Genomic DNA, 24912 nt, shown 5'->3' with positions numbered 1-24912 from the left:
TGGAAAATGCTGTGTTTGATATTTATGTGATTAAAAATTTATTGAGAAGTTTGCGAAAATTTGCGAGCGGTAGTTAAGGATTTTGCTTCAATAAAAATTTGTTTGATTTCAGGATGCTTTTGGCGAATTTTTGCTTCTAAACTTTCTACAGTTAAGGCTATTTCCTCACCTGTAAGATTGTTAGAAAATTGAATTTCTAAGTTGAGTAATACTTCTTTGGGAGCAAGTTGCATTGTTAGCACCCGGATAACTTCTTTCACTCCTGGTTCTGTTTTGCACAAAAAACGGATATTGGCTATAGTTTGAGGGTCAGCACTTTCACCAACTAATAATCCTTTGCTTTCTCTCGCTAATACCACTGCTACAATAGCCAAGATAATGCCAATAATAATCGAGGCAATGCCATCAAAATAAACATTATTAAATAAATGTCCTAAGAAGATTCCGATTAAGGCTACGAATAAACCTAAAATTGCCGCAGAATCCTCAAATAATACAGTAAATACTGTGGGGTCTTTACTGTTTTTGATTGCTTGCCAGAAATTTTGTTTACCCTTAGTTGGCAAAAACTCTTTTAAAGCTACAGTCCAAGAAAACCCCTCCAATAATATTGCAATACCTAATACAATATAATTCCACATTGGGTTTTCTAAAGGGCTGGGATGAATTAAATGGGTGATTCCTTCATAAATTGACATCCCGCCGCCAAGCGCAAAGATGAGGATAGCAACGATAAAAGTCCAGAAATAAAGTTCTAGACCGTAACCAAAGGGATGCCTATCATCTGCTGGCTTTTGGCTTCTCCGAATTCCCAGCAAAAGTACTAGTTGATCGCCAGTATCTACCACCGAATGAATCCCTTCAGATATCATAGCGGAACTGCCAGTAATGGAGGCGGCGATAAATTTAGTAATAGCGATCGCTAAGTTAGCGCCCATCGCTGCAAATATAGTTTTATGAGATGAATCAGATGCCATAAGAGTCAATAATAATTATGCAGAAACTTCTAATTCACCATCCAGATGGGTAATTTCCTTCCCATTGGGTTTGCTCGACATTGTGCCAAAACGTCTCCTACAGCCAAATTTAATCGTTGATTGTTATCAAACCAGGGTTAACAGTAACTTTTGTAGGCATTATCAATTAACCATTGTCTGCAAAACCTGGATACAAGGTCATACCACCATCTACAAATAGAGTTGTACCATAGACATAATCAGAATCATCAGAAGCTAACCAAACCGCTGCTTTAGCGATATCTTCTACATCACCCACACGTTTTGCTGGAATCAGTTTTAATAACTTTGCTTCTGCCTCTGGAGTATCCCAAGCTGATTTATTAATGGGAGTTTTGATTGCACCAGGGGCAATACTATTAACGCGAATTTTATGGGGTGCAAGTTCTTGAGCAATACTTTGCATCATCATATTTATACCGCCCTTACTCGCAGCATAATTAACATGACCCGCCCAAGGAATTACCTGATGTACTGAACTTATACAAATAATCTTACCTGCGGCAGATGAAATATCGGGCTGTAGACCCCGGCGTAGGAATTCCTTTGCAGCTTCCCGCGCACATAAGAATTGTCCTGTCAAATTCACCTCAATAACTCTATTCCATTGATCGAGGGTCATATCTACAAACGGTGAATCTTTTTGAAGACCTGCATTGTTTACCAAAATGTCAATAGTGCCGAATTGCTCGATTGTCTGGCTAAACATCGCCTTTATTTCATCTTCTTTGCTAACATCAGCTTGAATAGGAAATGCTTCACCATTAGCCGCTTTGATCTCATCAACAAGTTTTTGGGCTGATTCAGCTTCCGAACGATAATTGACGGCTACTGCTGCACCTGATAAAGCTAAATAGCGAGCGATCGCTTGACCAATGCCAGAACTAGCACCCGTCACAAGTGCTTTTTGACCTTTGAGCAGGTAAGGTGAATAGCTCATAATGCTTTCGATATTTTTAAAAGTTGTATTCGTTGTGAATATTTCAAGATTTGCAAGACCTTCATGATGTTTTTGCTTTTTGAGCGTAGTATTACGCTGACGATTTAAATTGCCAAATCAGGAAATTATTGATGAAAAAAAATTTTGTTTTATTATTTTAAAAATCTCTAGTATTTTTCTAATCTATCTAGAGAAAGATAAACAGCATATTTTTTACTAAAAAATGTTGAAATTATTTGTCATTTTTGTGACAATAGTATGTTTTTCTTTTTAAGATTTGTAAAAATGTGATTTTCAAGCTTATATCAATCTCAAGAAAGATTTATGGTATATTCAAAGCAAGTTTGGTTATTGATTAAAGTAAAATCTTTAGTTAATTAAGCTAAGATTTAAGATGACCTAAAAAAGAGAACCATATAAGACATTAAATATTTTTTAGGCGCTTCTCAAGCGTCTGATTAGATTGGCTATTAGCAATCCCATCTAATCAAAAAGAAAATTTTTATTTTTTGGAAATACTAATCAAAATATGATATCAATCAGAAATGTAGTTGTTTTAGTGAGTTTTGACCTTTGGAGAAAATAATTACTGAAAAATAGTAATTATGTATTATATTTTTTATTTCAAAAGCTACTTGAAAAATTGCAGTGCATCGGAAATTGTCAATGTTTTTTAATTGGTCGATCTGTGACGTTAGCAAAGTATTCTGGAAAATATGAATGATACGTTAAGCGGATAGCAATTCCCTGCAACGCATATATATTTGACCCATGAAGGAGAAAGCGATGCCTGCTCTGTCTCTGAATAACCAAAATTTACCATACCCTGACCCTCTACATCCGATCGTTGTTCACTTCGTAATTGCGATGGTGCTTTTTTCTTTCGCGTGCGATGTGCTGGGTTATTTTACCCGTAACGTGCGGTTGTTTGAGGTGAGTTTCTGGAATATGTTTGTGGCCTCAGCAGCTATCTTTATAGCGGTGATTCTTGGTCAGTTTGAAGCAGGTCTGGCAAACATCTACCCAGCAGTCCAACCAACACTGAATTTTCATACGGTGATGGGTTGGTCGCTGGCGGCTATTGTCGTTGGCATTACAGCTTGGCGTTTCGTGATTCGCAAACGCACTCCACGGAAAGTACCGCCTGCTTACCTTGGTGCTGCAACGTTTTTAGTCTGCTTAGTGTGCTTGCAAGTCTATCTAGGAAGCAAGCTAGTTTGGGTGTACGGGTTACATATTGAGCCAGTCGTGCAAGGGATGAAGCAGGGAGTTTCGCCATGAACTGGCAATTGATTGACCAGTTGAGATTGAGGCTGAATGCTAACGGATTACCTTATGAGATTCCCATACATCCGCAACTGGTGCATCTAACATTGGGTTTATTCATTCTTGCGATCGTTTTTGATATTGCCGGAGCGCTTTTTGCTTTAGAAAAACCAATCTTCAAATTTTTGGGTTTGCCTGCCCTTCGTTCTGGTTTTTTTGATGTCGGCTGGTATAACCTCATAGGAGCCGCTTTTATCACTTTTTTCACAGTTGCAGCAGGTTTTTTCGAGCTATTGCTAGCAAATCCACCAGTCGATCAAAAAAGCGTTTGGGGGTTAACTGCTGGTTGGACGATGCTTTTGCATGGTTTGGGTGGCATTTCATTGTTGGGGATCGTTGTTGCCATGACAGTATGGAGAGGTTTACAACGCTATCGCTGGCGCAAGGATGCTTCTAGGCAGGTGCAGTGGAGTTATTTATTAGCAGGTATTGCAATATTGGGCATCTTGTTTGTCCACGGAACTTTGGGGGCGCAATTGGGAGAAGAGTTTGGAATTCACGTTACTGCTGCAAAGTTACTCCAAGAAGGTAAAAACCCAAATTTACTACTCAAATAATCAAGTGGGAAGTACTCTTAGATGAAATTATTATGTTTAGTTCTTGGGAATATGTACTAATAGCGTTTTATGTCGCAGGACTGCTAATTGTCAGTCGGTGGATTGGACAACAGGCGTTTTCTTGGATGCCTCCTCAAGCTACAGCAGAAGCACAAAGGGTAGATGATTTATTTAGCTTTTTAGTCTCAATTGGAGCATTTATCTTGTTGGGGCTGGTTGGTGTTATCGTGTATGCGATCGCCTTTCATCGTGCCCGCCCGGAAGACTACAGCGAGGGACACCCTTCTAGAGGTAATGGGAAGTTAGAAATATTGTGGACAGCGACCCCAACTTTATTAGTAGTATGGATTGCCTTCCAAAGCTTCAATATTTATCAGCAATTAAATATTCTCGGTTTAAACCAAATTGTGCATTTGCATACGCCCCTAGAATCTGCACCCGCCTACGCCGCAAAGGTTAGCGATGTCCCCAAACCTGCGTCTGAAACAATTGATGTTTTCGTTAGGCAATGGGATTGGTCTTTCCACTATCCAAATAATCTTACCAGTAAGGAATTACACTTGCCGATCAATCGCAGCACTCGCTTAAATATGCAAGCAGAGAAAGTAATCCACGGTTTCTACGTTCCTGAGTTTCGCTTAAAGCAAGATATTGTCCCAGGGCGGAACATTGACATTGTGCTAACACCCATTCGCCCAGGTAAATATCGGCTGAAAGATTCTCAATTCAGTGGTACTTACTTTGCCTTGATGGAAGCAGATGTATACGTTGAATCCCTTGAGAACTATAACCAGTGGCTCGCGCAAACAGTGTCTAGCGAAACTACAAACACTAAAAATCAGGCAGTTGCCGAAAATATTCAACCACCAAAGACATTATTCAAAAGCGGCTGGTATACCGTCGCACCTGCTCAACCTGCTGTAGCGAATCAAAGGAAGATAAATAATGACACATGATTTGAGTGAAGCTATAGCCAACAATAGAGAACCTGAGAATAACTGGCGGGAATATTTCAGCTTCAGTACTGACCATAAGGTGATCGGTGTTCAGTACATGGTGATGACCTTCATTTTCTTTCTTCTTGGCGGGCTATTGGCGATGATTATCCGGGCTGAATTGCTCACCCCGGAAGCAAATTTAGTTGACCGCCCCCTCTACAATGGTTTATTCACCATGCACGGGACAATCATGATTTTCCTGTGGATTATTCCCTTTAATGCAGGTCTTGCTAACTATCTAGTACCGCTGATGATTGGAGCGCGGGATATGGCTTTTCCCTTGCTCAACGCCATCTCTTTTTGGATTTTGCCACCAGCCGGTCTTTTACTACTGTCTAGTTTCTTACTACCAAGCGGGACTGCACAAGCTGGTTGGTGGTCTTATCCACCTGTTAGTCTGCAAGTTCCAGCGGATCAGTTGATTAACGGTCAGTTTATTTGGATAGTTAGCCTAGTATTAATAGGCATCTCTTCAATTATGGGGGCTGTCAACTTTGTTACCACTATCTTTTGGATGCGATCGCCAGGGATGACATTTTTTAGAATGCCGGTCTTTGTGTGGTCAGTTTTTAGTGCCCAGTTGTTGCAGCTGATTAACTTACCTTCCTTGACAGGTGCATTGATACTCCTGTTGCTTGACCTCTCCTTCGGTACACAATTTTTTAAACCAGAAGGAAGTGGCGATCCGATCATTTACCAACATTTATTTTGGTTCTACTCTCATCCCGCAGTGTATATCATGGCGCTACCAGCTTTCGGTATTATTGCGGAAGTTTTGCCAGCCTTTTCTCGTAATCCCCTATTTGGCTATCGGTCAGTTGCTCTTGCTTCTTTAGGTATTGCTGTAGTCAGCATCTTCGTTTGGGCGCATCACATGTTCACCAGTGCAACCCCTGGCTGGATGCGGATGACCTTCATGGCCACCTCAATGTTAGTTGCCATACCCACAGGTGTTAAAGCATTCGCTTGGACTGCCACAATTTGGAGGAGCAAGTTGCACCTAGAGACACCAATGCTGTTTGCGATGGGAGGTGCAGCGATGTTTATTTTTGGCGGTGTCACTGGTGTGATGCTTGCCGCTACGCCATTTGATATCCATGTCAATAATACTTACTTTGTAGTCGGTCACTTCCACTACATCGTTTTTAATACTATTACAATGGCAATCTTTGCCGGAATTTACTTCTGGTTTCCCAAAATAACTGGCAGGATGTACGCCGAGGGTTGGGGTAAGCTGCATTTCTGGTTGACCTTTATTCCTGCCAATATCACCTTTTTCTCTATGCATCCATTAGGTTTACAAGGAATGCTACGCCGAATTTCCTCCTACGATCCCCAGTATCAGGGATGGAATGTTATCGCTAGCCTGGGATCGTTCTTACTGGGAGTATCCACACTGCCCTTTATTGCTAACATTGTCGGTTCCTGGCTATATGGAGTCAGAGCAGTTGATAATCCCTGGCACGCGACAGGGTTGGAATGGACAACTTCTTCACCACCTCCGCGAGATAACTTTGAAGAGATTCCTGTTGTCACCAGACCTCCTTACGACTATGGCGATCCAAAATATTCATTCGTGGAAAATTCTGATAATGAGGAATAATTCCGTTTCTTTATGAAGCTGGGCTAAATTTTAGCTTTTTTTTTAACGCAAAGGTACGCGGAGGTTAGCGCAAAGGGACGCAGAGGTTTTTTTAAAGATAATTCGCTATGTCCGAAAAATCAGATGGAACCTGAATTTATTAATTACGAATTATGCAACGTCGCAGCACTCATATAGATGAAAGTCCGATCCGTTTTGACCAGTGGCGGCGACGCTTACCGAATTGGTTACAGCGCTTTTTGCCAAGTGGTGGCGGAAGTCATGAAGATCATCATGGCAAAGGAATGTTCGGGTTTACTGTATTCCTGTTGTCGGAAAGTATCATTTTTTTGAGTTTTATCTTTACTTATGTTGCTCTACGACTGAATACTAATAACTGGCTACCACCTGGGGTTTCTGGGCCAGAATTGTCTAAGCTCGTGATTATTAATACGGTAGTTTTACTTTCTAGCAGCTTTGTAATTCAACCAGCAGAAAATGCCCTCAAGCGTAATCAACTGGGTAAATTTCGCGGGCTATGGCTGATAACGATCGCAATGGGCATCTACTTTTTAATTGGTCTATTAATTGAGTGGAAAAATCTCGATTTCAAGCTCACTACGGGATTAGTTGGTTCCACATTTTATTTGCTAACAGGTTTCCACGGTTTACACGTTCTAGCGGGTGTTGTGCTTCAGATAATTATGCTGATTCGCTCATTTATTCCAGGCAATTATAATAAAACTCACTTCGGTACAAGTGCGACTACTTTATTTTGGCACTTTGTTGATGTAGTTTGGGTTTTCCTTTTCTCGCTTCTCTACCTTTGGCGGGCATAAAGATTTTCAGTTAACCAAGTATTTTCAGGAGTAACTTTATGAATTTATTCATCCAAGAATTACCAGCATCAGAACTCGCACCAAAAGCAGTTCAAGAAACTCCCGCACCAGGTAAAGATCCGCTAATTGCACAAGGGTTACAAAAAGAGCAATATATTGGCATTATTGGGTTAGCGATCGCTCTAATTGCTGCTGTGGGATTTTTTAGTCGCAGAGTCGAATACGCTATTGGTTTCGCTTTATTCCTCAGCGTCTTTTTAATTGCGTTATTTTTATTCATATAGCGAATTTGTCATTGGTCATTGGTCATTAGTATTTTCGTAAAAGTTTTAATTTTAGACTTTTACTTTCCACTTCTGCGCCTTTGCGTGAAACCAAAAAATCTGAATTTAAATGCGTAACATCCTAGAAAATTCCTGAGACTTTGGAGGTATTTTATGAACAGCCCAGTTTATCAAACTGTGATTCTTGGTGGTGGCTTCACTGGCTTATTTACAGCCTTACATCTAGCTCACGAACATTATCCTCGCTCTGTAATTTTGATCGATCGAAATGAAAGCTTTTGCTTTAAGCCATTACTCTACGAATATTTCAGTGGCGAGATGGATGCTTTTCAAGTAGTACCGCGTTTTGCAGAACTGCTTAAGGGTAGTGGTGTCATCTTTGTTCAAGATGCAGTGGAATCGATAGACTTGCATCAACAACAAGTCAAATTAGCTTCGGGAAACTCATACAACTACAGTAACTTAGTATTAGCTTTGGGTAGTGTTACTGCTTATCATCATCTTGAAGGTGCTAAAGAATATGCTTTTCCTTTTTGGACAGAAGCAGATGCGATCGCTCTCGATCGGCATTTAGGCGATTGTTTGCAAAAAGCAATCAAAACTGAAGATCCAGAACAACGTCGTCAACTGCTAACAGTAGTTATAGTTGGTGGTGGTGCAAGTGGTGTAGAAATGGCAGCTACCTTAGCTGATTTACTCCCACATTGGTATAGCGCTATGGGAGGAAATTCTAGTGAAATCCGTGTTGTATTGCTCAATCACGGTAAAGAAATCCTCAATGGTGATATTAACAATCCTCTGCGCCCAATTGCTGAGAAGGAATTACAAAAACGCACGATTCCAATTGAAATACTTACGGGAGCAGAAGCCACTACTATTCATGCCAATGCTATTGAATATAAGCGCAATGAGCAAATTGAGACATTGCCAACATATACCGCAATCTGGACAGCTGGCACTTCTATTCACCCACTAATTAAAGATTTACCAATTTCTCAAGAACATCGCGATCGCCATAACCGCCTCTTAGTTACTCCTACAATGCAACTACTCGACTTTCCAGAGGTATTTGCAGGTGGGGATTGTGTAGCAGTTCAAGATAATTCACTACCGCCAACAGCTCAAGTTGCTTATCAGCAAGGAGCCAATATTGCCCAAAATTTGAAAGCATTAGCTTTAGGTGAAGACCTCAAACCAGTAAAAGTAAATATACGCGGAACTCTCTTAAAATTAGGTTTAAATGATGCTGCCGCTAACCTTTTCAATATTTTTGAAGTTGCAGGAGAATCCGGGCATTTAATTCGCCAAGGCACTTATTTAACGCTATTACCAACACCAATTCATGACTTTAAAGCAACAACTGAATGGGTGGATGAAGAGATTTTTCATCACCACCTCGATCCTCATGATGTGGGCAAAAAAGTTGTTCAAGCAGTGGAAGTGGTTGGCGCAGGAGTTATGGGCGTTTTAGCTGCCAGAAAATTACTGAAAATGTTGGGTTCGGAGGATAAAAGAGACTAGTACCGCAAGGCGGAAATCAAAAGTTAACACTGAGCGGAGTCGAAGTGTCAAAAGTCAAAAGAATTGTATTCCAAGCTCTTGCACTATTTGAAATGGTATATTTATTTCCGCCGTGTTGTACTAGGGATTAGTAATCTATCAAGTTTAAATTGATGGGTAAATAAGTTCGTAGTGAGTTAGCGCGGTCTTCTCTACGAGACGCTTCGCGTTTGCATAAGACTAACGAACCCATTGGGTAAGGACTTTAGTGCTTAGAAAATAAGGACTAAAGTCCTTACTACAAACTCTTTATTACTAGCGCAATTTCGTGCGACATAAATTTTAATACATTTAGTCATGGTTTTGTCACAATTTTGCAATAGCTTTGTCAATACGACGTGTGATGCTATAACTCTGGCTTCGGAAATAGTCTCAGACTAAACCCACACACCAGAATCTACAGAGGAGAATCACTTAAGGCACAGTACCTTATGAAGATGACTCTTCAAATAGAAATTGCAAAATCTCATACAGTTGTAAGGAACAAGAAAATGAATTGGAAAGTACTTGCTTTGCTCCCTGCTTTGACTCTAGCTACTGCTGTGCCTGCTTACTCTTTAACTAATAATAAAAATACTGCTACCCACATTGCCCAAAGTACTCAGCAAGGCAACACTATGAAAAAAACTAATGCTGTACCAAAGCTTAGTGCCAAGCACAAGTCTAATCATCTGGCAAAGCGTAGTACTGGTACTGTACTGACGGTAGGTAGCAGAGGAGAGACAGTGAAAACTGTTCAGAATTCTTTAAAGCAACAAGGATTCTATACAGGAAGTGTGAATGGTGTATTTGATAACAAGACTCGTGCCGCTGCGATCAAATTTCAGAAGTCTAAGGGATTAAGAGCAGATGGAATAATTGGACATCGGACTTTAGCCGCTCTTAAATAAAATTGTTTGCTAATATCCTCATTGCTAAAATGCCTTAAAGACAAAAGGCTAGGAAATAAATTCTAGCCTTAAAATACTAACCCAACTTTTTCTATTTTTATATCTGTGTAGGTCGGCGAGCCAGCGCGGTCTTCTCTACTTGTTCGCTTTTAGCGATCTTGTTCAAGATACTTCAAAAATTTCTTTAGTAATTGATAGCAATTGTTCGTAATCTTTTGGTGTGTCAATATCTATATCCCCTAGTGGAAACGGAATAGAAAAAACTTCATTAAGGTTATGATTAATAACTTTTTTTGCGCCTGAAGTTTCTTTTAAAGTGGCAAGTTCTGAAAAAAATGTCTGACTAAATAGAGCAGGTACACCTAATGTGTCTCCATATTCACAAGCAATAATTGGTTTTTTTGTCAAATAATATGTATCAACAAGTTGATTGATAATTTGGGGAGAAACAAATGGCTGGTCGCAAAGTGTAATAACTACTGCTTCTATTTTTTGCGGAAGATTATTTAACAATTCAATACCACTCTTGATTGAAGTACTCATTCCAGAAGCCCAATCCAAGTTTTTAACTACTTTAACGGGAAGTTGTTTAATTTGGGGATGAATCTGTTCTGCATTGGCTCCAAGTACTACTACCACAGGTTGACAAACTGAAGCGATCGCAATTTCTGTAATATATTGTAAAAAACTACGCCCTTGGTAAAGCAATAGTTGTTTCGGTGTACCCATTCTTGTAGATGCACCAGCAGCAAGAATCATAATGGCTATGGTTGATTTCTCGTTAGCAGTCATAAAAACTATGTGGTAAGTAGCAAGTTTGAGTTGCTTTCATAACATTGGTGAATCGGTTGATTGCGATTTCTTAAAAAATTACCATTGCGGTTTGTTAGCACTGCTTGAATTTCTGCAATAATAGCGATCGCTATTTCTTCTGGTGTATCTGCTCCGATATCAATCCCAATCGGGCCATGCAATCTGGTTAATTGTTCGGTAGTATAAACTATTCCTTGCGAACCTAAATCTTCAAGCAATCTTTCAGTACGCGCTTTTGGGCCTAAAACCCCTATGTAGCGTGCGGGAGATGCCAGCAACGTTTTCAAAATTTCCAGGTCATCAAGATAATTATGCGTCATCATTACAGCAACTGTGTTGACATCTATAAATACTTGTTTTTGTACAATTTCTCGCCGAGTCAGAATCACGTCACAAGCTATTGGAAATCGCGCTTCAGTTGCCTCATTAGCTCGACAATCGACTACAGTAACGTCCCAACCTAACGCTTGAGCAAACTGTGCTACGGGTATAGCGTCATAACCTGCACCAAATATTACTAAAGGCGCGGGTGGTTGGATGACTTCAATAAAAACTTCTACACTGCCTAAAGGTAACTGATAGTTTTTTACGCTTGACTTTTGATTAGCAAAGGCTGCTTGACTATCTGCAAGCAGAGATTGAATTAAATTTGGGTCTTTGATGTCAGCGATCGTTTTACCATCAGGATACAGCAGTAAGCGCGACCCAAGTTTCACATCTACCTCGCCTTCAAAGGCAAAGACAGTAGCAATAATACCCAAATGTTTTTTATGAAAGCACTCCTGCATAAAAGCGATCGCATTTGGTGAACTTTCTTTTTCAAGACGTTCGATGAGAACTTGCACTGTCCCATTGCACCCCAAACCAAAGCCCCAAAGAATATCTTCCGAGGCGGTGCTATCGTAAGTAACAACAATTGGCTCGCCATCTGACATTCGTTGTTGAGTATGCTCAAATACATCGTTTTCCAAGCAACCAGCGCTGATTGTGCCGATCGTCCGACCTGTATCTGTCATCAACATTTTGGCACCCGGCCGGCGATAGGTTGAACCTTGAGTTTTGACTACAGTAGCAAGAAAAGTAATTTCACCATTTTTTTGACTTGATTGGAAGCCTTCTAAAATTGCTTGTAATTCGTTCATTTGTTTCTGTTTCTAGCAGTTTATGAAGTTGAGTAGGCAGTCTCAATGCAAACAATGTAATGACTGTGCCATTGTGAATCGCTGCTAGTGTCAAACACTCTTTAGATTTGCTGCCCTTTAACGATTACAGTATATATGTTAGATTTAGGTACGTTCGCGGTGTTCTGCTATCCAAGATAAGCGAAAACACCACTGAAATCATGCCCCACAGGATAGTTGCCAACTTTAGTTATTTATCTATCAGAAAAGTTAGCACGGAATACTGTTTTTCCCTAAATTACAGTTTTGGCAGAGTACTTTAAACTTATTCCAAAAGTCTTAATTTGAGACTCTTTATTTTTATAAGAAGTCTATTGTGTTAATTTAAAATATCTATCTACAGGCTGAATTTAGTTTGAACATTTAGCTGGCATTCAATCCGAAAGATGCACATTTTGTTTAGAAAAAATGGCGTTGCTGACACCCCCGCAGATAACCTTTCAACGATTAAGTGCATAGGCGTTGTTGTGCTGCATGACTACGGAAACAACCCCAATCGAATCCATAATTGCCGTGCTGCTACCTGAGCAGAACTGTTCATCGCCAAATACTCTACTGTAACTTCTCCGACTGGAGTCATTCCCCTAATTTTGCCAGATTCAACATCAACCTGAAAATGTTCACTCCACTGATTTTCTCTTGGATGAAATAACCGAACTTCAGTATTGGAATCAGGCAAAGTGCCACTGATGCGAGTTCCTTTACGGAGATTACAGGAGCGACACGCAAGGGCTAGATTTGCTTTATTATTTGCACCTTGCCGAGAAATTGGAATAATATGCTCCACCTCAAACGGAAAATTGAAAACGACTTCAGGAGCTTGGCAGTACTCACAACGATGGTTGGCACGCCCAGCGATCTCAGTATAGTACGGATTCATGAATTCTCTGGCTGCATCAACGCAGCAGTGCGGGCCGTCGCCGCTCTCAATTCAGCCTCAACCAAGTCATCCAGCTGTGCCTGTTGTTCTGGTAGCAATTCTTGTCCCCGATCCCGTGCCGATCGCCATAATCTCATCAACTCTGATAACCGTTCTTGTTGCTGGGCACTAAAGAATGCGTCAGGACGAAAGCTTTGAATGACCAGTAGCGCACTAAACTCAGTCTCACCCAACTGGGCAGTTAACGCATCTAAAGCTTGCCCCGCAGTTTTGCCAACCGAATGTTTATCTCCTGCGATCGCACGATAGGATTTCTCACCGCTAGCGTCTCTTGTTGGTAAAATTGCTACAGTAGTCATACTTCTAGCCTAGCTCCCTCAAATTATAGCTTTACGCCACACTTTACCTGATATCAAATAAATTGCGATCGCGCATGGACGCTGATTTTTATCGCACTATGTGGCGGGTATTATCTTCTTTTGTGTTCTCCATATTTAAAAATTGGGGCTTTATAGCTTTTGGGGAAAAGTTTTTTCTTTTTCCCTTACCCGCAAATCCATTCCCCTTTTCCCCTTCTTGGTAAATAGGATAAACATTAAGCTTTGGTTAAAAAATTTAATTTTAATTGTAGAGCGTGACACTTTCTACCTTAAAATATGAATCGAATTTCATATGAATTGCTATTTATTTGCGATCGCAGCAGTTGCTAATCTTCGCTGAACACGAGAGCGAACGCTGCAACCTAACTTCGGAAACAAGAAAAACCTATTCCTTTAGAGCAATGAAAAACAGCAGCAAGAAGCAGGTTAACTGCGTAGAAAAGCTGAAGGTGCTGGCAGATGAAACTCGTCTAGCAGTATTAGAACTTCTGATCGACAGTCCCAAACACGTGGGAGAGATGAATGCAATTTTGGGCTTGGAACAAAGCCTGCTCTCCCATCATTTACAAGTTCTGCGTCGCTCCCAGTTAGTTGTGACCTCGCGTGAAGGGAAAGCAGTTCTCTACCGCCTGGCTCCAGAAGTGGAAGTAACTACTGGCAAAGCTTTGAACCTTGGCTGTTGTGTCCTCTGTTTTAACTAAAAACCCAATTTCGGGTTGAAAAGCAATAATGAAAAATTCTCAAATTTTACCTCTGGCAATTGGGTTGGCTACCTGCATTTGGTTACAAGGCTGTTCTTCAGCAAATCGAGGTGCAAATAATACAAATCAGCTTCAGGGAAAACTAGTACTTACAGGCTCCAGTACAATTGCACCGTTGGCGGCTGAAATTGGCAAGCGTTTTGAATCTCAGCATCCAGGTGCGCGAGTTGATGTGCAATCAGGGGGATCTTCGCGTGGGGTTTCTGATGCTCGTCAAGGTGTCGCTAATGTTGGCATGGTTTCCCGTGCCTTGAAGCCAGAAGAAAACGATTTAAAAACATTTTCTATTGCCCGTGATGGAGTGACGGTAATTCTCCACAAAGACAATCCAGTAAAATCGCTCAACGACAAGCAAGTTGTAGATATTTACACAGGCAAAGTGACTAACTGGAAACAAGTGGGAGGTACAGATAGAACGATTACAGTTGTTAACAAAGCCGAAGGACGTTCCACTTTAGAATTATTTACCCATTATTTCAAACTGAAAAATACAGACATCAAAGCGCAAGTAGTAATTGGTGACAATCAGCAGGGAATTAAGACAGTAGCAGGAAACCCGAATGCAATTGGTTATGTGTCAATCGGGTCAGCAGAAAATAGTGCAGCCAATGGAGTAGCTATTAAGCTGCTACCTGTAAATGGGATAGCTGCAACAACAGCCAACGTCCAGAATGGGACTTTTCCGATTTCTCGCCCACTTAATTTAGTAACCAAAACCCAACCTCAAGGATTGACAAAAGCATTTCTTGATTTCGCGCAATCACAACAGGTAAATGACATTGTTCAAAAGCAAAACTTTGTCGTCTCCAAATGACTTTTGGTTAATTTGGATACTGCGTTTTCTAGGGGTAATAGCAGGAGCGATCGCACTTTTAATTATCGTCTTTCTGATTCTGGAGTCTCTACCAGTCCTCAATCATGTCGGAATAACACGTTTTTTTACAGACTCTTCCTGGAACCCGACCGCCGGATTATACAATCTTTTCCCGATGTTATTGGGTACATTTTTGGCAATGGTTGGCTCAGTAGCGATCGCTACACCAATCGGAATTCTATCTGCGGTTTTTTGTCAATTCTACGCCCCACCACTAATGGCTCGGTTATACCGTCGCTTAATTGAACTCTTAGCAGGGATTCCTTCTGTAGTCTACGGTTTTTGGGGATTAGTGGTGCTGGTTCCGATGATTGCTAGGATACATCCACCAGGGCCAAGTTTACTCGCGGGTATTGCCATTCTCACGGTGATGATTTTGCCCACAATAGCGCTTGTAGCTGATGCCAGTTTAGCGAAAGTCCCAACTTCCTATCTTCGGGGAGCAGCAGCTTTAGGATTATCCCGTTGGGCAACTATCTCTAGAGTCGTGCTTCCTGCTGCCAAATCTGGATTATTCACAGGCTTAATTTTAGAAACAGGTCGAGCAATTGGCGAAACAATGGCTATTTTGATGGTGTGCGGCAATGTGGTACAAATGCCAAAAAGTATATTTGACCCCATCCGCACGTTGACGGCTAATATTGCTCTGGAAATGGCTTATGCCACAGGAGATCACCGTTCGGCGTTGTTTGTTAGCGGTTTAGTCTTGATGGGAATGATTGTGCTGTTAGTTGCGGTTGCGGAAGTCATCAGTCAAGGAAAAATATATGGGTGAACCTGTGGTAAGTCCTAAAGATTGGTTGCCAACAATCATTGTTTGGACAACTGCTGCCCTAGTTACTGGTATCTTCCTTTGGATACTCAGCGATATCCTTTGGCATGGGATAGGACACTTGACATGGGAATTTCTGACAACTGAACCAGAAAATGCTGGTAGAGAAGGGGGAATTTCCAGCATTCTTGTTTCCACTTTTCTGATTATGGCAGTGTGTATGGCGGTTTCTATCCCCATTGGTGTTGGTACAGCCGTTTTACTGGCAGAATTCACCCCCGTGGATAGTTGGTTTGGTGGGTTGGTGCGGCGTAGTTTAGATGTACTGGCAGGAGTTCCTTCTATAGTCTTTGGGTTGTTTGGCAACGTTTTCTTTTGTCAAGTTTTGGGGCTGGGATTTTCTATTTTGTCGGGAGGATTGACCTTGGGGTGTATGGTGCTACCAATCTTGATTCGCTCTACAGAAGAAGGATTTCGTGCTGTTCCCAATGAGTATAGATTAGGAGCCGCAGCCCTCGGTTTTTCCCGCACAACAACGCTGTTTCAACTGTTGTTACCTGCTGCTGTCCCTGGTTTGGTTGTGGGATTGGTGCTGGGTATTGGTCGAGCGATCGCCGAAACTGCGGCGTTAATTTTTACTAGTGGTTACGTAGATAGAATGCCAGAATCACTGCTAGATTCTGGGCGTGCCCTCTCGATTCATATTTTTGATTTATCAATGAACGTCTCTGGCGGAGATGCCAATGCTTACGCCTCAGCATTAGTCTTGCTGGTATCGCTGCTGCTGATTAATGGTACAGCAGCATGGATTGCAGATCGTTGGTTGCACAGGAGAATTTTTTCTGGATGAAATCAGCAAATATCACTACTGGAATTGTTGAACCGTTGATTGAAACGGAGAACTTAACTCTGCAATACGGTCAAAAAACTGCATTTGCTAATGTCAATTTGAGTGTAAATCTGGGGGAAATTTTGGCATTGGTGGGGCCTTCAGGTTGTGGAAAAACTAGCTTTTTGAGTTGCCTAAATCGCTTGACAGACATGATTCCCCAGTGTCGAGTCAAAGGACGGATTCGCATCGGTACTTTAGATGTGCTAAATGCCAAAACTAATGCGAACGCGCTGCGGCGGCAAGTTGGGATGATTTTTCAAAAGCCTAATCCTTTTCCTTTATCAATTTGGAAAAATCTGGAATTACCTTTGCGAGAACATGGTATCCATAAAGAACAAATCGATGCGATCGTCGAGACAAGCCTTAAAGATGTTGGACTTTGGGATGAAGTAAAAGACCGACTGCAAACCTCTGCCTTAGCACTTTCTGGCGGACAGCAGCAAAGGTTGTGCATAGCTAGAGCCTTGGCTTTGCAACCAGAAATCCTGTTATTGGATGAACCTTGTAGCGCCCTCGATCCAATTGCCAGTGGAATAGTTGAAGACCTAATTACTAGTTTGCGTCAGCGTTATACCTTGCTGATTGTGACGCATAACCTAGCGCAAGCCAAGCGCATTGCCGATCGAGTTGCTCTGTTCTGGGTGCAGTCAGATGCTGGGCAATTGATTGAGTCAGGTTCAGTGCAGCAAATTTTTGAGTACCCCCAACATCCCTTGACAGCAGCTTATGTCACGGGTGCAAGGGGTTGATTTGAAAAATATAGAAATACGGAATTTTATGTTATCATTCGTGCCCCAGGAAATGAAAGACCCTGCTCCTTACCATCTATTGACAAGCATTGTTGCTCCTCGCCCAATTGCCTGGGTATCTACAATTAGTGCCTCTGGAATTTCCAATCTCGCCCCGTATTCCTTTTTCAATGCAGTAGCAGGTTTTCCACCAACTATTATGTTCTCAGTCGCATATCGTAGACATGAGCCAAAAGAAAAGGACACGCTACGCAATATTCATGAAGTTGATGAATTTGTGTGTCATGTGGTGGATGAAACACTGTCTCAGGCAATGGCTCAAACCGGAACGGAATTTCCCTATGGAGTTAACGAGTTTGAAAAAGCAAACTTAAAAGCTATTCCTGCTACAGATGTCCGACCATTGCGGATTGAAAGCTCACCAGTGGCAATGGAGTGTAAAGTCACACAAATAGTTCCAGTGGAAGGAACCAATAATGTGATGGTATTGGGTCGAGTGTTACGATTTCATGTGCGTGAAGACCTATACCGCCAAGATTTGGGGTTAGTTGATACTGTAAGGATGCAGCCGATTACGCGCTTAGGTGGCCCAGTTGAGTATACAAAGATTGGGCAATTATTTGAGATGACAACTCCAAAGGTATGAGCGGATGTTAATTAACAGGAGTTGCACGTAGGTTTTTTGTAGCTTGTAAAATTCACCCTTAACTTATATCCTAGATTCGCCATTGTTGAAAATAAGCCTATTGGTTTTCAAGCCAATCTGGACATTCAACTTGTTTAAGAATATCCTGTTTTCAGTCTTTTCTAAGCTCGTGCTTCTTGGGATTGGTGAGCATAAATCATGTGAGAAATAACTGGGGGTTCATCGCCTTGATGAAAGGCAAAAACCCTTTCCCGAATCTCTCGATCTGCCATCGTAAACCGTTCATACTGACGTAAATGATCCATCCAAGACTCGACGATAAACGTCTCTAAGTAGCGATGCGGCTGAGATGTATCATGAAAGATACCCCAGCGAATCGCACCATCTCGTAACCGCACCACTCGCAGGGCATGAATTGCTGTAATGAATTCCTCTGCTTGAACTGGGTTAATATAATATTCAAGTGTGACTAAAACTGGCCCTTGTTCTGGTTGCAATTCAATTACTACCAGCGGTTCTGCTCGCCGTAATGCTGGGCCTAAATCCAGTTTTCCTGAGAGCAAGGGGTAACGCCGCGCTGTGAATGTTCCCCCGACTAAGCCGATCGCAGCAACGAATAAGGCAGTCCGCATACCCCAATGTTCCGCCGCTGCACCCCAAACAATACTACCAATTGCCGAACCTCCTTGAAATACCATCTGATAAGTTCCTAGCGCCCGCGCCTGCACCCAAGCGGGAACCGCAAGCTGCACTGTAATATTCAAGCTGGATGTCATACTTGTCCAGGCAATTCCCGCCGCCAGCAAAGCCAGCAATACCAAAGGTACGTTGTGAATGAATGCCAGAATTAATGTCGCAACTGCAAATACCAGAGTTCCGGCAATCACAACTCCATCGGCTGTGAGATGTTGCCGTACTCGTGGCATCAAAATTGCACCGAGAATCGCCCCCAATCCAAAGCAACCGAGTAGTAAACCATACCCACCTGCTCCCTGGCGCAAATCCTGCTGTGCCACCAAAGGTAGTAACGCTAACAAAGCACTCGTGCAACTAGTTAAAACAGCCGCTCGAATTAACACGGCTTGCAGGGCGGGAGAAAAGCGGACATAGCGAATACCAGCCCGAATAGAACCCAATACTCGCTCTGTGGGGAGGGCGCTTTCATAAAGCGGTTTGCGTTGCCAACGGTAAAGGATGAAAATTACCCCGACAAAAGAGAGGGCATCAATCAAAAAGACGACTCCCGCATTTGCCGCCACTAATATAAAACCTGCGATCGCAGGCCCAACTGCTCGCGCAATGTTAAACCCAGCACTATTTAAAGCGATCGCAGCCATGAGTTCCGAACGCGGTACTAATTCTGGTACAATGGCTTGCCAAGCTGGGCCATTCATTGCCGCTCCCAAGTTGAGCAAAAACGTCAGCGCCAGTAGCGACCACGGTGTAATCTTACCCGCAAAAATCAATCCACTCAAGATCAGTGCAGCAACCAGCATCCAGACTTGCCAAAACAGTAGTAACCGACGGCGATCGAAAATATCTGCCGTTGCGCCGGCTGGTAGTCCTAACAGCAGCACTGGCAAAGTTGCGGCTGTTTGCATCAGTGCCACCAACAGGGGAGAGGTGGTGAGAGAAGTCATTAACCAAGCTCCCGCCGTGTCCTCCATCCAACCGCCAATGTTGGAGACAATTGAGGCAATCCAGCGATCGCGAAACAAAGATTTACGGAGCGGACTCCAAGCAGAGGTTGTCATAGTAATTCGTAATTCGTAATTGATAATTCGTAGTTGCAATCAGTGCTTGCTCTGTACCCTCGACTGGGAAAGTTGACCACCTTCAGCAGAGATTTTGGTACTTGCTCTGTACCCTCTTAATTACGAATTACGAATTAGTAATTATTTGGTCATGACTGCGGTATGCACATATTACTTCAGCATTCGAGGAGCGGGGCCACGAGTGGTATCTAATCCTGACACACGAGGTAGAGCGATCGTTTTGCCTGTTTGTGCGGCTTCGTAAATCAACGCTATCAGTTTTTGGTCTTGCAAACCTTCTTCACCAGGAGTATGGGGTTGTTTATTTTGAATCACACAATCCGCCATATGATCGATTTCTAAGGCGAACTGGTTCTTCTCACCTATCCGCACTTCGCTAATGTTTTCTGCCATGCTATAGGTTGGCGATTTGCGTGAAACCATCATTCGCAAACCGCTGTAGGAGAACGCCGGATCGAGTTGTCCCCAAGCATCAGAGCCGAAAACGCGAAACCGCCGCCCTTCGTGAAAGCCGTAGCTAGTAGAGCAAATCCCTAGTATTCCACTAGGAAACCGCAGCTGGAAGGTGACACTTTCTTCAACTTCTTTGAAGCGCGGATCGCCGGGAGTACTGAAGATTTGGGCGCTAATTGCGATCGGTTCCTCTCCCGTTAAGTAGCGAGTTGCATTCAAGCAATAAATTCCCACATCCGGTAAAGAACCACCTCCAGCTAAGGCGCGTTTCAATCGCCAGTGATTTAAGTCACCTCCCTGGTTTTGTCCGTTATCTGCCTGAATCACCTTCACAGTTCCCAATTCTTTGCTACGGATCATCTGAATCATGGCGCGATGGTGCGGCTCATATTGGCAGCGATAAGCAATCATCAGCTTGCGATCGGCTTGTTTGCACGCGTCGATCATTTGTTGAGCATCTTCGACTGTGGTTGCCATTGGCTTCTCACACAGAATATGCTTTCCTGCTTTCGCACCACGCACCGTATATTCCCGGTGCATACTGTTGGGCAGTACGATATAAATTACGTCAACGTCTGGATTGTTGCGGAGATTGTCGTAATTCTGATAGTTGTAAACGTTCTGCGGTTTGATGCCATACTGCTGGGCAACAAGATTTGCTTTAGCAGCATCACCACTAACTAATGCAGTTGGCTTTGCTAGTTTACATTCTGCAAACGCAGGCATGATTTCTTCTAATGACAGTCTGCCAAGTCCGACGATCGCAAATCCTAAGCGTCGCTCTGGAGGTAATGCAGTTGGTGGCCCACCCGTATCAACCTCAGTTTTTTCTGAGATGGGCGGAAACTGAATCTGAGGCGGCAACTCGCCTCCGCGGGGGGTGGCTTGCCCAGTTGGCTGTTGGGCAGTAACCTCTTCGCCCATACTACCAATTGCGGCGGCTGAAACGGCTCCTAATCCAGCTGTAGTCAGAATGTGACGACGAGAAATTTTTCCTTTAAACAATTTAGACATCGTGGTTCCTTAAAATTATCCTTAATAATGAAATTTTGGGCTTACAGCAGTTTTCATGTATTTGAACCACATCTGTCGTCGGGGCACATCATTGCTCATTGGTGTCAACTTAAGCTCAAACGTTTGTCCCACATACGCTTTACCCCACTCTCTGGTCTACAAAACGCTACGCGTAGCTTGCTTGTTTGCAAGAGTACGCGCAGCGGATATAAAGAGAAAGAAGAAATGCTTAACTGAACTCTATTGCCTTACGGGGTAGTGGTTGGAGTTGGGGTGCTAGTTGGAGTTGAGGTGCTAGTTGGAGTTGGGGTGCTAGTCGAACTTCCAGGATTAACAAGGGAACTAACTTCTTGCAGGTGTTCTTGGAGGGTTGGTAGCGTTTGAGCCGCAAATGCTTTCACGTCTGCATCTTGTCCTTGTTCAGCTTCAGTTTGGAATGCGGAGACATCCTTTTGATGAGCTTGAAGCATCTGGTTCAGATATTGACGATCGAAGTTAGCGCCAGAAAGTTTGGATAAACGTTGCTTTATTTGCTGATTTTTGGCGCCAATAGTAGTTGGCAGCGTGACACCTTTTTGAGTCGCCAACTGTTTGAGTTGATTATTTGCCTGCGTATGATCTTCAACCATGTGCTGTCCAAACTGTTTTACCGCACTGCTAGCTCCACGTTGTGATGCCAGTTGTCCTAGTTGGACTTCTGCTAAACCATCTTGAGCGGCTTCAGTGATGAATTGTCTGTCTGCCGAACTGAGGTTATTTTGCCCTGATGGAGTTGATGAGGTAGTTGGCGATCCAGTTGGGGATGGACTCTCAGTTCCTTGTACAGGTACAGCAACTGGAGCTTCAGATGTAGTCTGGTCGTGCGGAGTAGTCGGCGTGCAACCAGTCGCCAGAGATAAGGCGATCGCTACTAAACCACTAGAAAATATTTTGAAGTTAGACATAATTGTTCTCCTTGAATAAAGCTATATTTTGAAACGTTGAATTAAAAACAAGCGCGATCGCACAGTAAGCTACAAACAAAATTGGTTAAACCCAAAAATTACGAATTACGTTAGCGCAGCGGGGCGTAGCCCATTACGAATTACGAATTAGCTTCTACCCCAGCCAAGCTGGATTCATGGCTGTACTATCATTTTGAGTTGTGGTCTTATATCGCTCGTATTGCCCTTTAGCGGCTGCCTCACGGGTACGCGCTAACAGTGCTGTAACTCGTGCCCGATCCATTGGCGCGAACGTGCGGACTGCCTCAAACGCTTGGTCTAAAATTTTCATGCTATCGATGCCCGTAATCACAACTGAGGTTGGCAAATTCATTGCGTAGTGCAGGCACTCGATCGCACTGACTGTGTTACTTCTAAGAATGTAAGACTCACCGATGGTTTTCATTGCCAAGACACCAATGTTGTTTTTCACTAATACAGGTAAAACTTGGTGTTCAAAACTTCTAAAATGGGCATCCATCACATTTAATGGCATCTGCACAGTATCGAAGCGGAAACCATTTTGTGCAGCAGTTTCCAGCATCTGGAGGTGAATCTGGGGATTCTTATGTCCTGTAAAACCGATATAGCGAATTTTACCTGCTTTCTGCGCTTCAACAACTGCCTCCATTGCGCCACCGGGAGCAAAGACGCGATCGGGATCTTCAAAACGCAGTATTTCATGATGCTGCAATAAATCGATGCGATCGACCTGCAAATCTTTGAGCGATTCATCAATCTGCATTTTGGCAGCGGCTTTGGTGCGACCGTCGATTTTTGTCATTAAAAAGACTTTTTGGCGATAACCATTTTTAAGAGCATTTGCCATCCAACGGTGGCTACGTCCATCGTGATAGTCCCAAGAGTTATCCATGAAGTTGATGCCGCGATCGATCGCACTGCGGATCAGCTTGATACTTTCTTGCTCTTCTGCAATTTTTCCAATGTGATATCCCCCTAAGCCAATTACAGATACCTGTTCTTTGGTGCGTCCGAGGTTGCGATACAACATTTCGCCGCGTCGAGTTGAAGCGGGTGAACTTTGGGCTAGCAGTTGAGTATTTTCATCAACAGGTTCTGTTTGGGCGAGTATCGGCTGCAAAAATCCTTCCGAAACTGCAAGTCCTGCTGCCACTAACCCTGAAGCAGAAGCAGTTTTTAACAAGCTGCGTCTACTGATTTCCATAATTGTCTCCTACAAGCAACAACAGGAATGAGCCGTATAGTATCACTGCTATCTGCCACAGAAACTCTAGCTAAGGGGTGTTTTGAAACATATTCCGCAAGATGCATTCATAATGCAAGCCGATGTATTCACAATGCAAGTTTATGTATTAGGCTACACAGTGTATACATAAGTCGAATTACCCCCCTTAATCCCCCCGATATATTGGGGGAAGACCGGATAATCTAGTTCCCTCCCCTTATAAACTACGGTGTACACACATCTTGGTAGAAAACCAAAATCGTCGAAGATCCCCCTAAATCCCCCTTAAAAAGGGGGACTTTGAAGGGCTTTTGCCCCCCTTTTTAAGGCAGGGCTGATTCATTCCCCAAAGAGCTTGAAAAATCAAGGGTTCTAGCGATTAAAAATTAGTTATTTTGTTACTGGGTGCCGATGAAACCAACTATTTTACTGATATTTCAGTGCTTAAATGTTCATCTCTTCGTCACGCTTACTTACAATTTTCTTGCTAACCATCTTGACAAATCCTGTTTGAAATGGAATGAATCAGCCCTGCTTTTTAAGGGGGGTTGGGGGGATCTGAACGCTGTGGGGCAACTCTAGAACACTTGTGTGTACACCGTAGCCCCTTATAAAGGGGAGGGTTAGGGTGGGGTAAAACCTTGGTTAATCAGCTGCTTACAGAAGATTGCGCTCTAATCGAATACACGTAGAGACGTAGCACTGCTACGTCTCTACAAGGTTTTGGGTTTTATATATGTACTTCATTTACCTGAAATGTGCTGTATCTCTTCAATTATGGGAAATACACAGACATTCTACGCCCGTTCATGTACTTGACAGTACTTTGCGGGGCGCTAAAAAGCCAAGGACGATCGCTACCAAGAACAATGCTGGAACATCACCAAACAGGTGTCCCTGTTCAACAGGGTCAGTTACTGCATGTATCGCCATGATTAGCCCGTGGACTGCACTTGATATGACGGTGAACCAGATTAAACTGAGGTGAGCTTCTGGTTGCTTTGAAGCTAACAGCAAAAAGACACCAAGTATTGCATAAACACCAATAATCATCTGTTCGTATTCGTGCTGACCTGGTTGCCATAACCAACCTGATGGCCAGACCTGAGTTAGTGGATAGATAAGTAGAAAAGCTATTCCAACAATAACCAGAGCGATTCGTAAGTACCGATCGCGCTCATCCATTGCTTTAACCTCCCCTATTTTCTAGTGCAGTCTTTACATACACAAAACTGCATCATTTTCTGATTGTATTCCCACTAGTGACACTTCAGCTTTAGAGTGTTAGAAATTTTAATGCTCTTCATGGTCTTTAGTGTTGTCTTACGGTTTTGTAATTGCATCGGTCTGTTATGCCAATACATCGGTCTGTTATGCCAATACATCGGTCTGTTATGCCAATACATCGGTCTGTTATGCCAATACATCGACCTGTTATGTCAATACATCGGTCTGTTATGCCAATACATCGGTCTGTTATGCCAATACATCGGTCTGTTATGCCAATACATCGGTCTGTTATGCCAATACATCGACCTGT

The 24912-nt window shown here is 42.7% G+C and carries 26 protein-coding genes; 14 read left to right on the top strand and 12 right to left on the bottom strand.

Going from position 1 to position 24912, the window contains the following annotated elements:
- Window positions 1-38: 38 nt before the first annotated feature.
- Entirely contained in the window at window positions 39-977 is a 939-nt protein-coding gene (locus tag V7K84_RS23340) for a cation diffusion facilitator family transporter (RefSeq protein ID WP_334841541.1), read from the bottom strand.
- A 166-nt stretch (window positions 978-1143) separates the two neighbouring features.
- Window positions 1144-1956, bottom strand: coding sequence for an SDR family oxidoreductase (locus V7K84_RS23335; RefSeq protein WP_334841539.1), 813 nt, complete (start codon window positions 1954-1956; stop codon window positions 1144-1146).
- A 786-nt stretch (window positions 1957-2742) separates the two neighbouring features.
- On the opposite strand from V7K84_RS23335, the gene V7K84_RS23330 reads away from it, so the two are divergent.
- From V7K84_RS23330 to V7K84_RS23295, 8 genes are all read left to right on the top strand, one after another.
- Entirely contained in the window at window positions 2743-3237 is a 495-nt protein-coding gene (locus V7K84_RS23330) for a DUF2231 domain-containing protein (protein ID WP_334841537.1), read from the top strand.
- On the top strand, window positions 3234-3839 hold the full coding sequence (locus V7K84_RS23325; protein WP_334841535.1) for a DUF2231 domain-containing protein: 606 nt from the start codon (window positions 3234-3236) through the stop codon (window positions 3837-3839). The genes V7K84_RS23330 and V7K84_RS23325 overlap by 4 nt, the downstream gene beginning before the upstream one ends.
- A gap of 32 nt (window positions 3840-3871) precedes the next feature.
- Entirely contained in the window at window positions 3872-4795 is a 924-nt protein-coding gene (locus V7K84_RS23320; protein ID WP_334841534.1) for a cytochrome c oxidase subunit II, read from the top strand.
- The gene (gene ctaD / locus V7K84_RS23315) at window positions 4785-6440 is read left to right on the top strand and encodes a cytochrome c oxidase subunit I (protein ID WP_334841533.1); all 1656 of its coding nucleotides are present in this window, start codon (window positions 4785-4787) and stop codon (window positions 6438-6440) included. The genes V7K84_RS23320 and ctaD overlap by 11 nt, the downstream gene beginning before the upstream one ends.
- 152 nt (window positions 6441-6592) lie before the next feature.
- On the top strand, window positions 6593-7258 hold the full coding sequence (locus V7K84_RS23310; RefSeq protein ID WP_334841531.1) for a cytochrome c oxidase subunit 3: 666 nt from the start codon (window positions 6593-6595) through the stop codon (window positions 7256-7258).
- A 38-nt stretch (window positions 7259-7296) separates the two neighbouring features.
- Window positions 7297-7542: a hypothetical protein gene (locus V7K84_RS23305; protein WP_334841529.1), complete on the top strand. Its 246-nt coding sequence runs from the start codon at window positions 7297-7299 to the stop codon at window positions 7540-7542.
- 153 nt (window positions 7543-7695) lie between these two features.
- Window positions 7696-9063 (top strand): NAD(P)/FAD-dependent oxidoreductase, encoded by a 1368-nt coding sequence (locus V7K84_RS23300; protein ID WP_334841527.1) that lies wholly within the window; start codon window positions 7696-7698, stop codon window positions 9061-9063.
- A 530-nt stretch (window positions 9064-9593) separates the two neighbouring features.
- On the top strand, window positions 9594-9992 hold the full coding sequence (locus V7K84_RS23295; RefSeq protein WP_334841526.1) for a peptidoglycan-binding domain-containing protein: 399 nt from the start codon (window positions 9594-9596) through the stop codon (window positions 9990-9992).
- Window positions 9993-10154: 162 nt separating this feature from the next.
- Here the strand turns inward: V7K84_RS23295 and V7K84_RS23290 are convergent, their stop codons facing one another.
- The 4 genes from V7K84_RS23290 to V7K84_RS23275 form a co-directional block, all read right to left on the bottom strand.
- A complete protein-coding gene (locus V7K84_RS23290; protein ID WP_334841524.1) occupies window positions 10155-10784 on the bottom strand; it encodes a nucleotidyltransferase family protein in 630 nt (209 codons plus the stop codon).
- A 5-nt stretch (window positions 10785-10789) separates the two neighbouring features.
- Window positions 10790-11947: an XdhC family protein gene (locus tag V7K84_RS23285; RefSeq protein WP_334841522.1), complete on the bottom strand. Its 1158-nt coding sequence runs from the start codon at window positions 11945-11947 to the stop codon at window positions 10790-10792.
- A gap of 517 nt (window positions 11948-12464) precedes the next feature.
- Window positions 12465-12866 (bottom strand): HNH endonuclease, encoded by a 402-nt coding sequence (locus tag V7K84_RS23280; RefSeq protein WP_334841520.1) that lies wholly within the window; start codon window positions 12864-12866, stop codon window positions 12465-12467.
- Window positions 12863-13225 carry a hypothetical protein gene (locus V7K84_RS23275; protein WP_094350773.1) on the bottom strand — a complete coding sequence of 121 codons (363 nt, stop codon included), beginning with the start codon at window positions 13223-13225 and terminating at the stop codon, window positions 12863-12865. Before V7K84_RS23275 ends, V7K84_RS23280 begins: the two co-directional genes overlap by 4 nt.
- A 422-nt stretch (window positions 13226-13647) precedes the next feature.
- Between V7K84_RS23275 and V7K84_RS23270 the strand changes: the two genes are divergently transcribed.
- Genes V7K84_RS23270 through V7K84_RS23245 form a run of 6 tightly spaced genes read left to right on the top strand, consistent with a single transcriptional unit; the run spans window position 13648 to window position 17940 of the window.
- Window positions 13648-13947 carry an ArsR/SmtB family transcription factor gene (locus V7K84_RS23270; protein ID WP_334841516.1) on the top strand — a complete coding sequence of 100 codons (300 nt, stop codon included), beginning with the start codon at window positions 13648-13650 and terminating at the stop codon, window positions 13945-13947.
- A gap of 28 nt (window positions 13948-13975) precedes the next feature.
- Window positions 13976-14821 carry a phosphate ABC transporter substrate-binding protein gene (locus V7K84_RS23265; RefSeq protein ID WP_334841515.1) on the top strand — a complete coding sequence of 282 codons (846 nt, stop codon included), beginning with the start codon at window positions 13976-13978 and terminating at the stop codon, window positions 14819-14821.
- The gene (pstC, locus tag V7K84_RS23260; protein ID WP_334841513.1) at window positions 14781-15656 is read left to right on the top strand and encodes a phosphate ABC transporter permease subunit PstC; all 876 of its coding nucleotides are present in this window, start codon (window positions 14781-14783) and stop codon (window positions 15654-15656) included. Before V7K84_RS23265 ends, pstC begins: the two co-directional genes overlap by 41 nt.
- Complete coding sequence (gene pstA, locus V7K84_RS23255; RefSeq protein ID WP_334841512.1) at window positions 15649-16503, top strand: phosphate ABC transporter permease PstA; 855 nt, start codon at window positions 15649-15651, stop codon at window positions 16501-16503. The genes pstC and pstA overlap by 8 nt, the downstream gene beginning before the upstream one ends.
- On the top strand, window positions 16500-17294 hold the full coding sequence (locus V7K84_RS23250; protein ID WP_334841511.1) for a phosphate ABC transporter ATP-binding protein: 795 nt from the start codon (window positions 16500-16502) through the stop codon (window positions 17292-17294). The genes pstA and V7K84_RS23250 overlap by 4 nt, the downstream gene beginning before the upstream one ends.
- Window positions 17295-17322: 28 nt before the next feature.
- Window positions 17323-17940 (top strand): flavin reductase family protein, encoded by a 618-nt coding sequence (locus V7K84_RS23245; RefSeq protein ID WP_334841510.1) that lies wholly within the window; start codon window positions 17323-17325, stop codon window positions 17938-17940.
- A gap of 161 nt (window positions 17941-18101) precedes the next feature.
- Here the strand turns inward: V7K84_RS23245 and V7K84_RS23240 are convergent, their stop codons facing one another.
- From V7K84_RS23240 to V7K84_RS23215, 6 genes are all read right to left on the bottom strand, one after another.
- Window positions 18102-19694, bottom strand: a complete 1593-nt coding sequence (locus V7K84_RS23240; protein WP_334841509.1) for an MFS transporter — start codon at window positions 19692-19694, stop codon at window positions 18102-18104.
- A gap of 171 nt (window positions 19695-19865) precedes the next feature.
- Window positions 19866-21182: a Gfo/Idh/MocA family protein gene (locus V7K84_RS23235; RefSeq protein ID WP_334841508.1), complete on the bottom strand. Its 1317-nt coding sequence runs from the start codon at window positions 21180-21182 to the stop codon at window positions 19866-19868.
- Window positions 21183-21430: 248 nt separating this feature from the next.
- The gene (locus V7K84_RS23230; RefSeq protein ID WP_334841507.1) at window positions 21431-22126 is read right to left on the bottom strand and encodes a DUF4142 domain-containing protein; all 696 of its coding nucleotides are present in this window, start codon (window positions 22124-22126) and stop codon (window positions 21431-21433) included.
- A gap of 154 nt (window positions 22127-22280) precedes the next feature.
- Window positions 22281-23351, bottom strand: coding sequence for an aldo/keto reductase (locus tag V7K84_RS23225; RefSeq protein ID WP_334841506.1), 1071 nt, complete (start codon window positions 23349-23351; stop codon window positions 22281-22283).
- A gap of 828 nt (window positions 23352-24179) precedes the next feature.
- Entirely contained in the window at window positions 24180-24557 is a 378-nt protein-coding gene (locus V7K84_RS23220; protein WP_334841505.1) for a DUF6632 domain-containing protein, read from the bottom strand.
- 127 nt (window positions 24558-24684) lie between these two features.
- Window positions 24685-24912 (bottom strand): hypothetical protein (locus tag V7K84_RS23215; protein WP_334841504.1); only part of this gene is annotated, 228 nt, incomplete at its 5' end.

The organism is Nostoc sp., assembly GCF_036917315.1.
In the GTDB taxonomy this organism is placed as follows: Bacteria; Cyanobacteriota; Cyanobacteriia; order Cyanobacteriales; family Nostocaceae; genus Nostoc.
The sequence above is the reverse complement of the archived record's forward strand: the minus strand, read 5'-3'. Positions and strand labels throughout refer to the sequence as shown.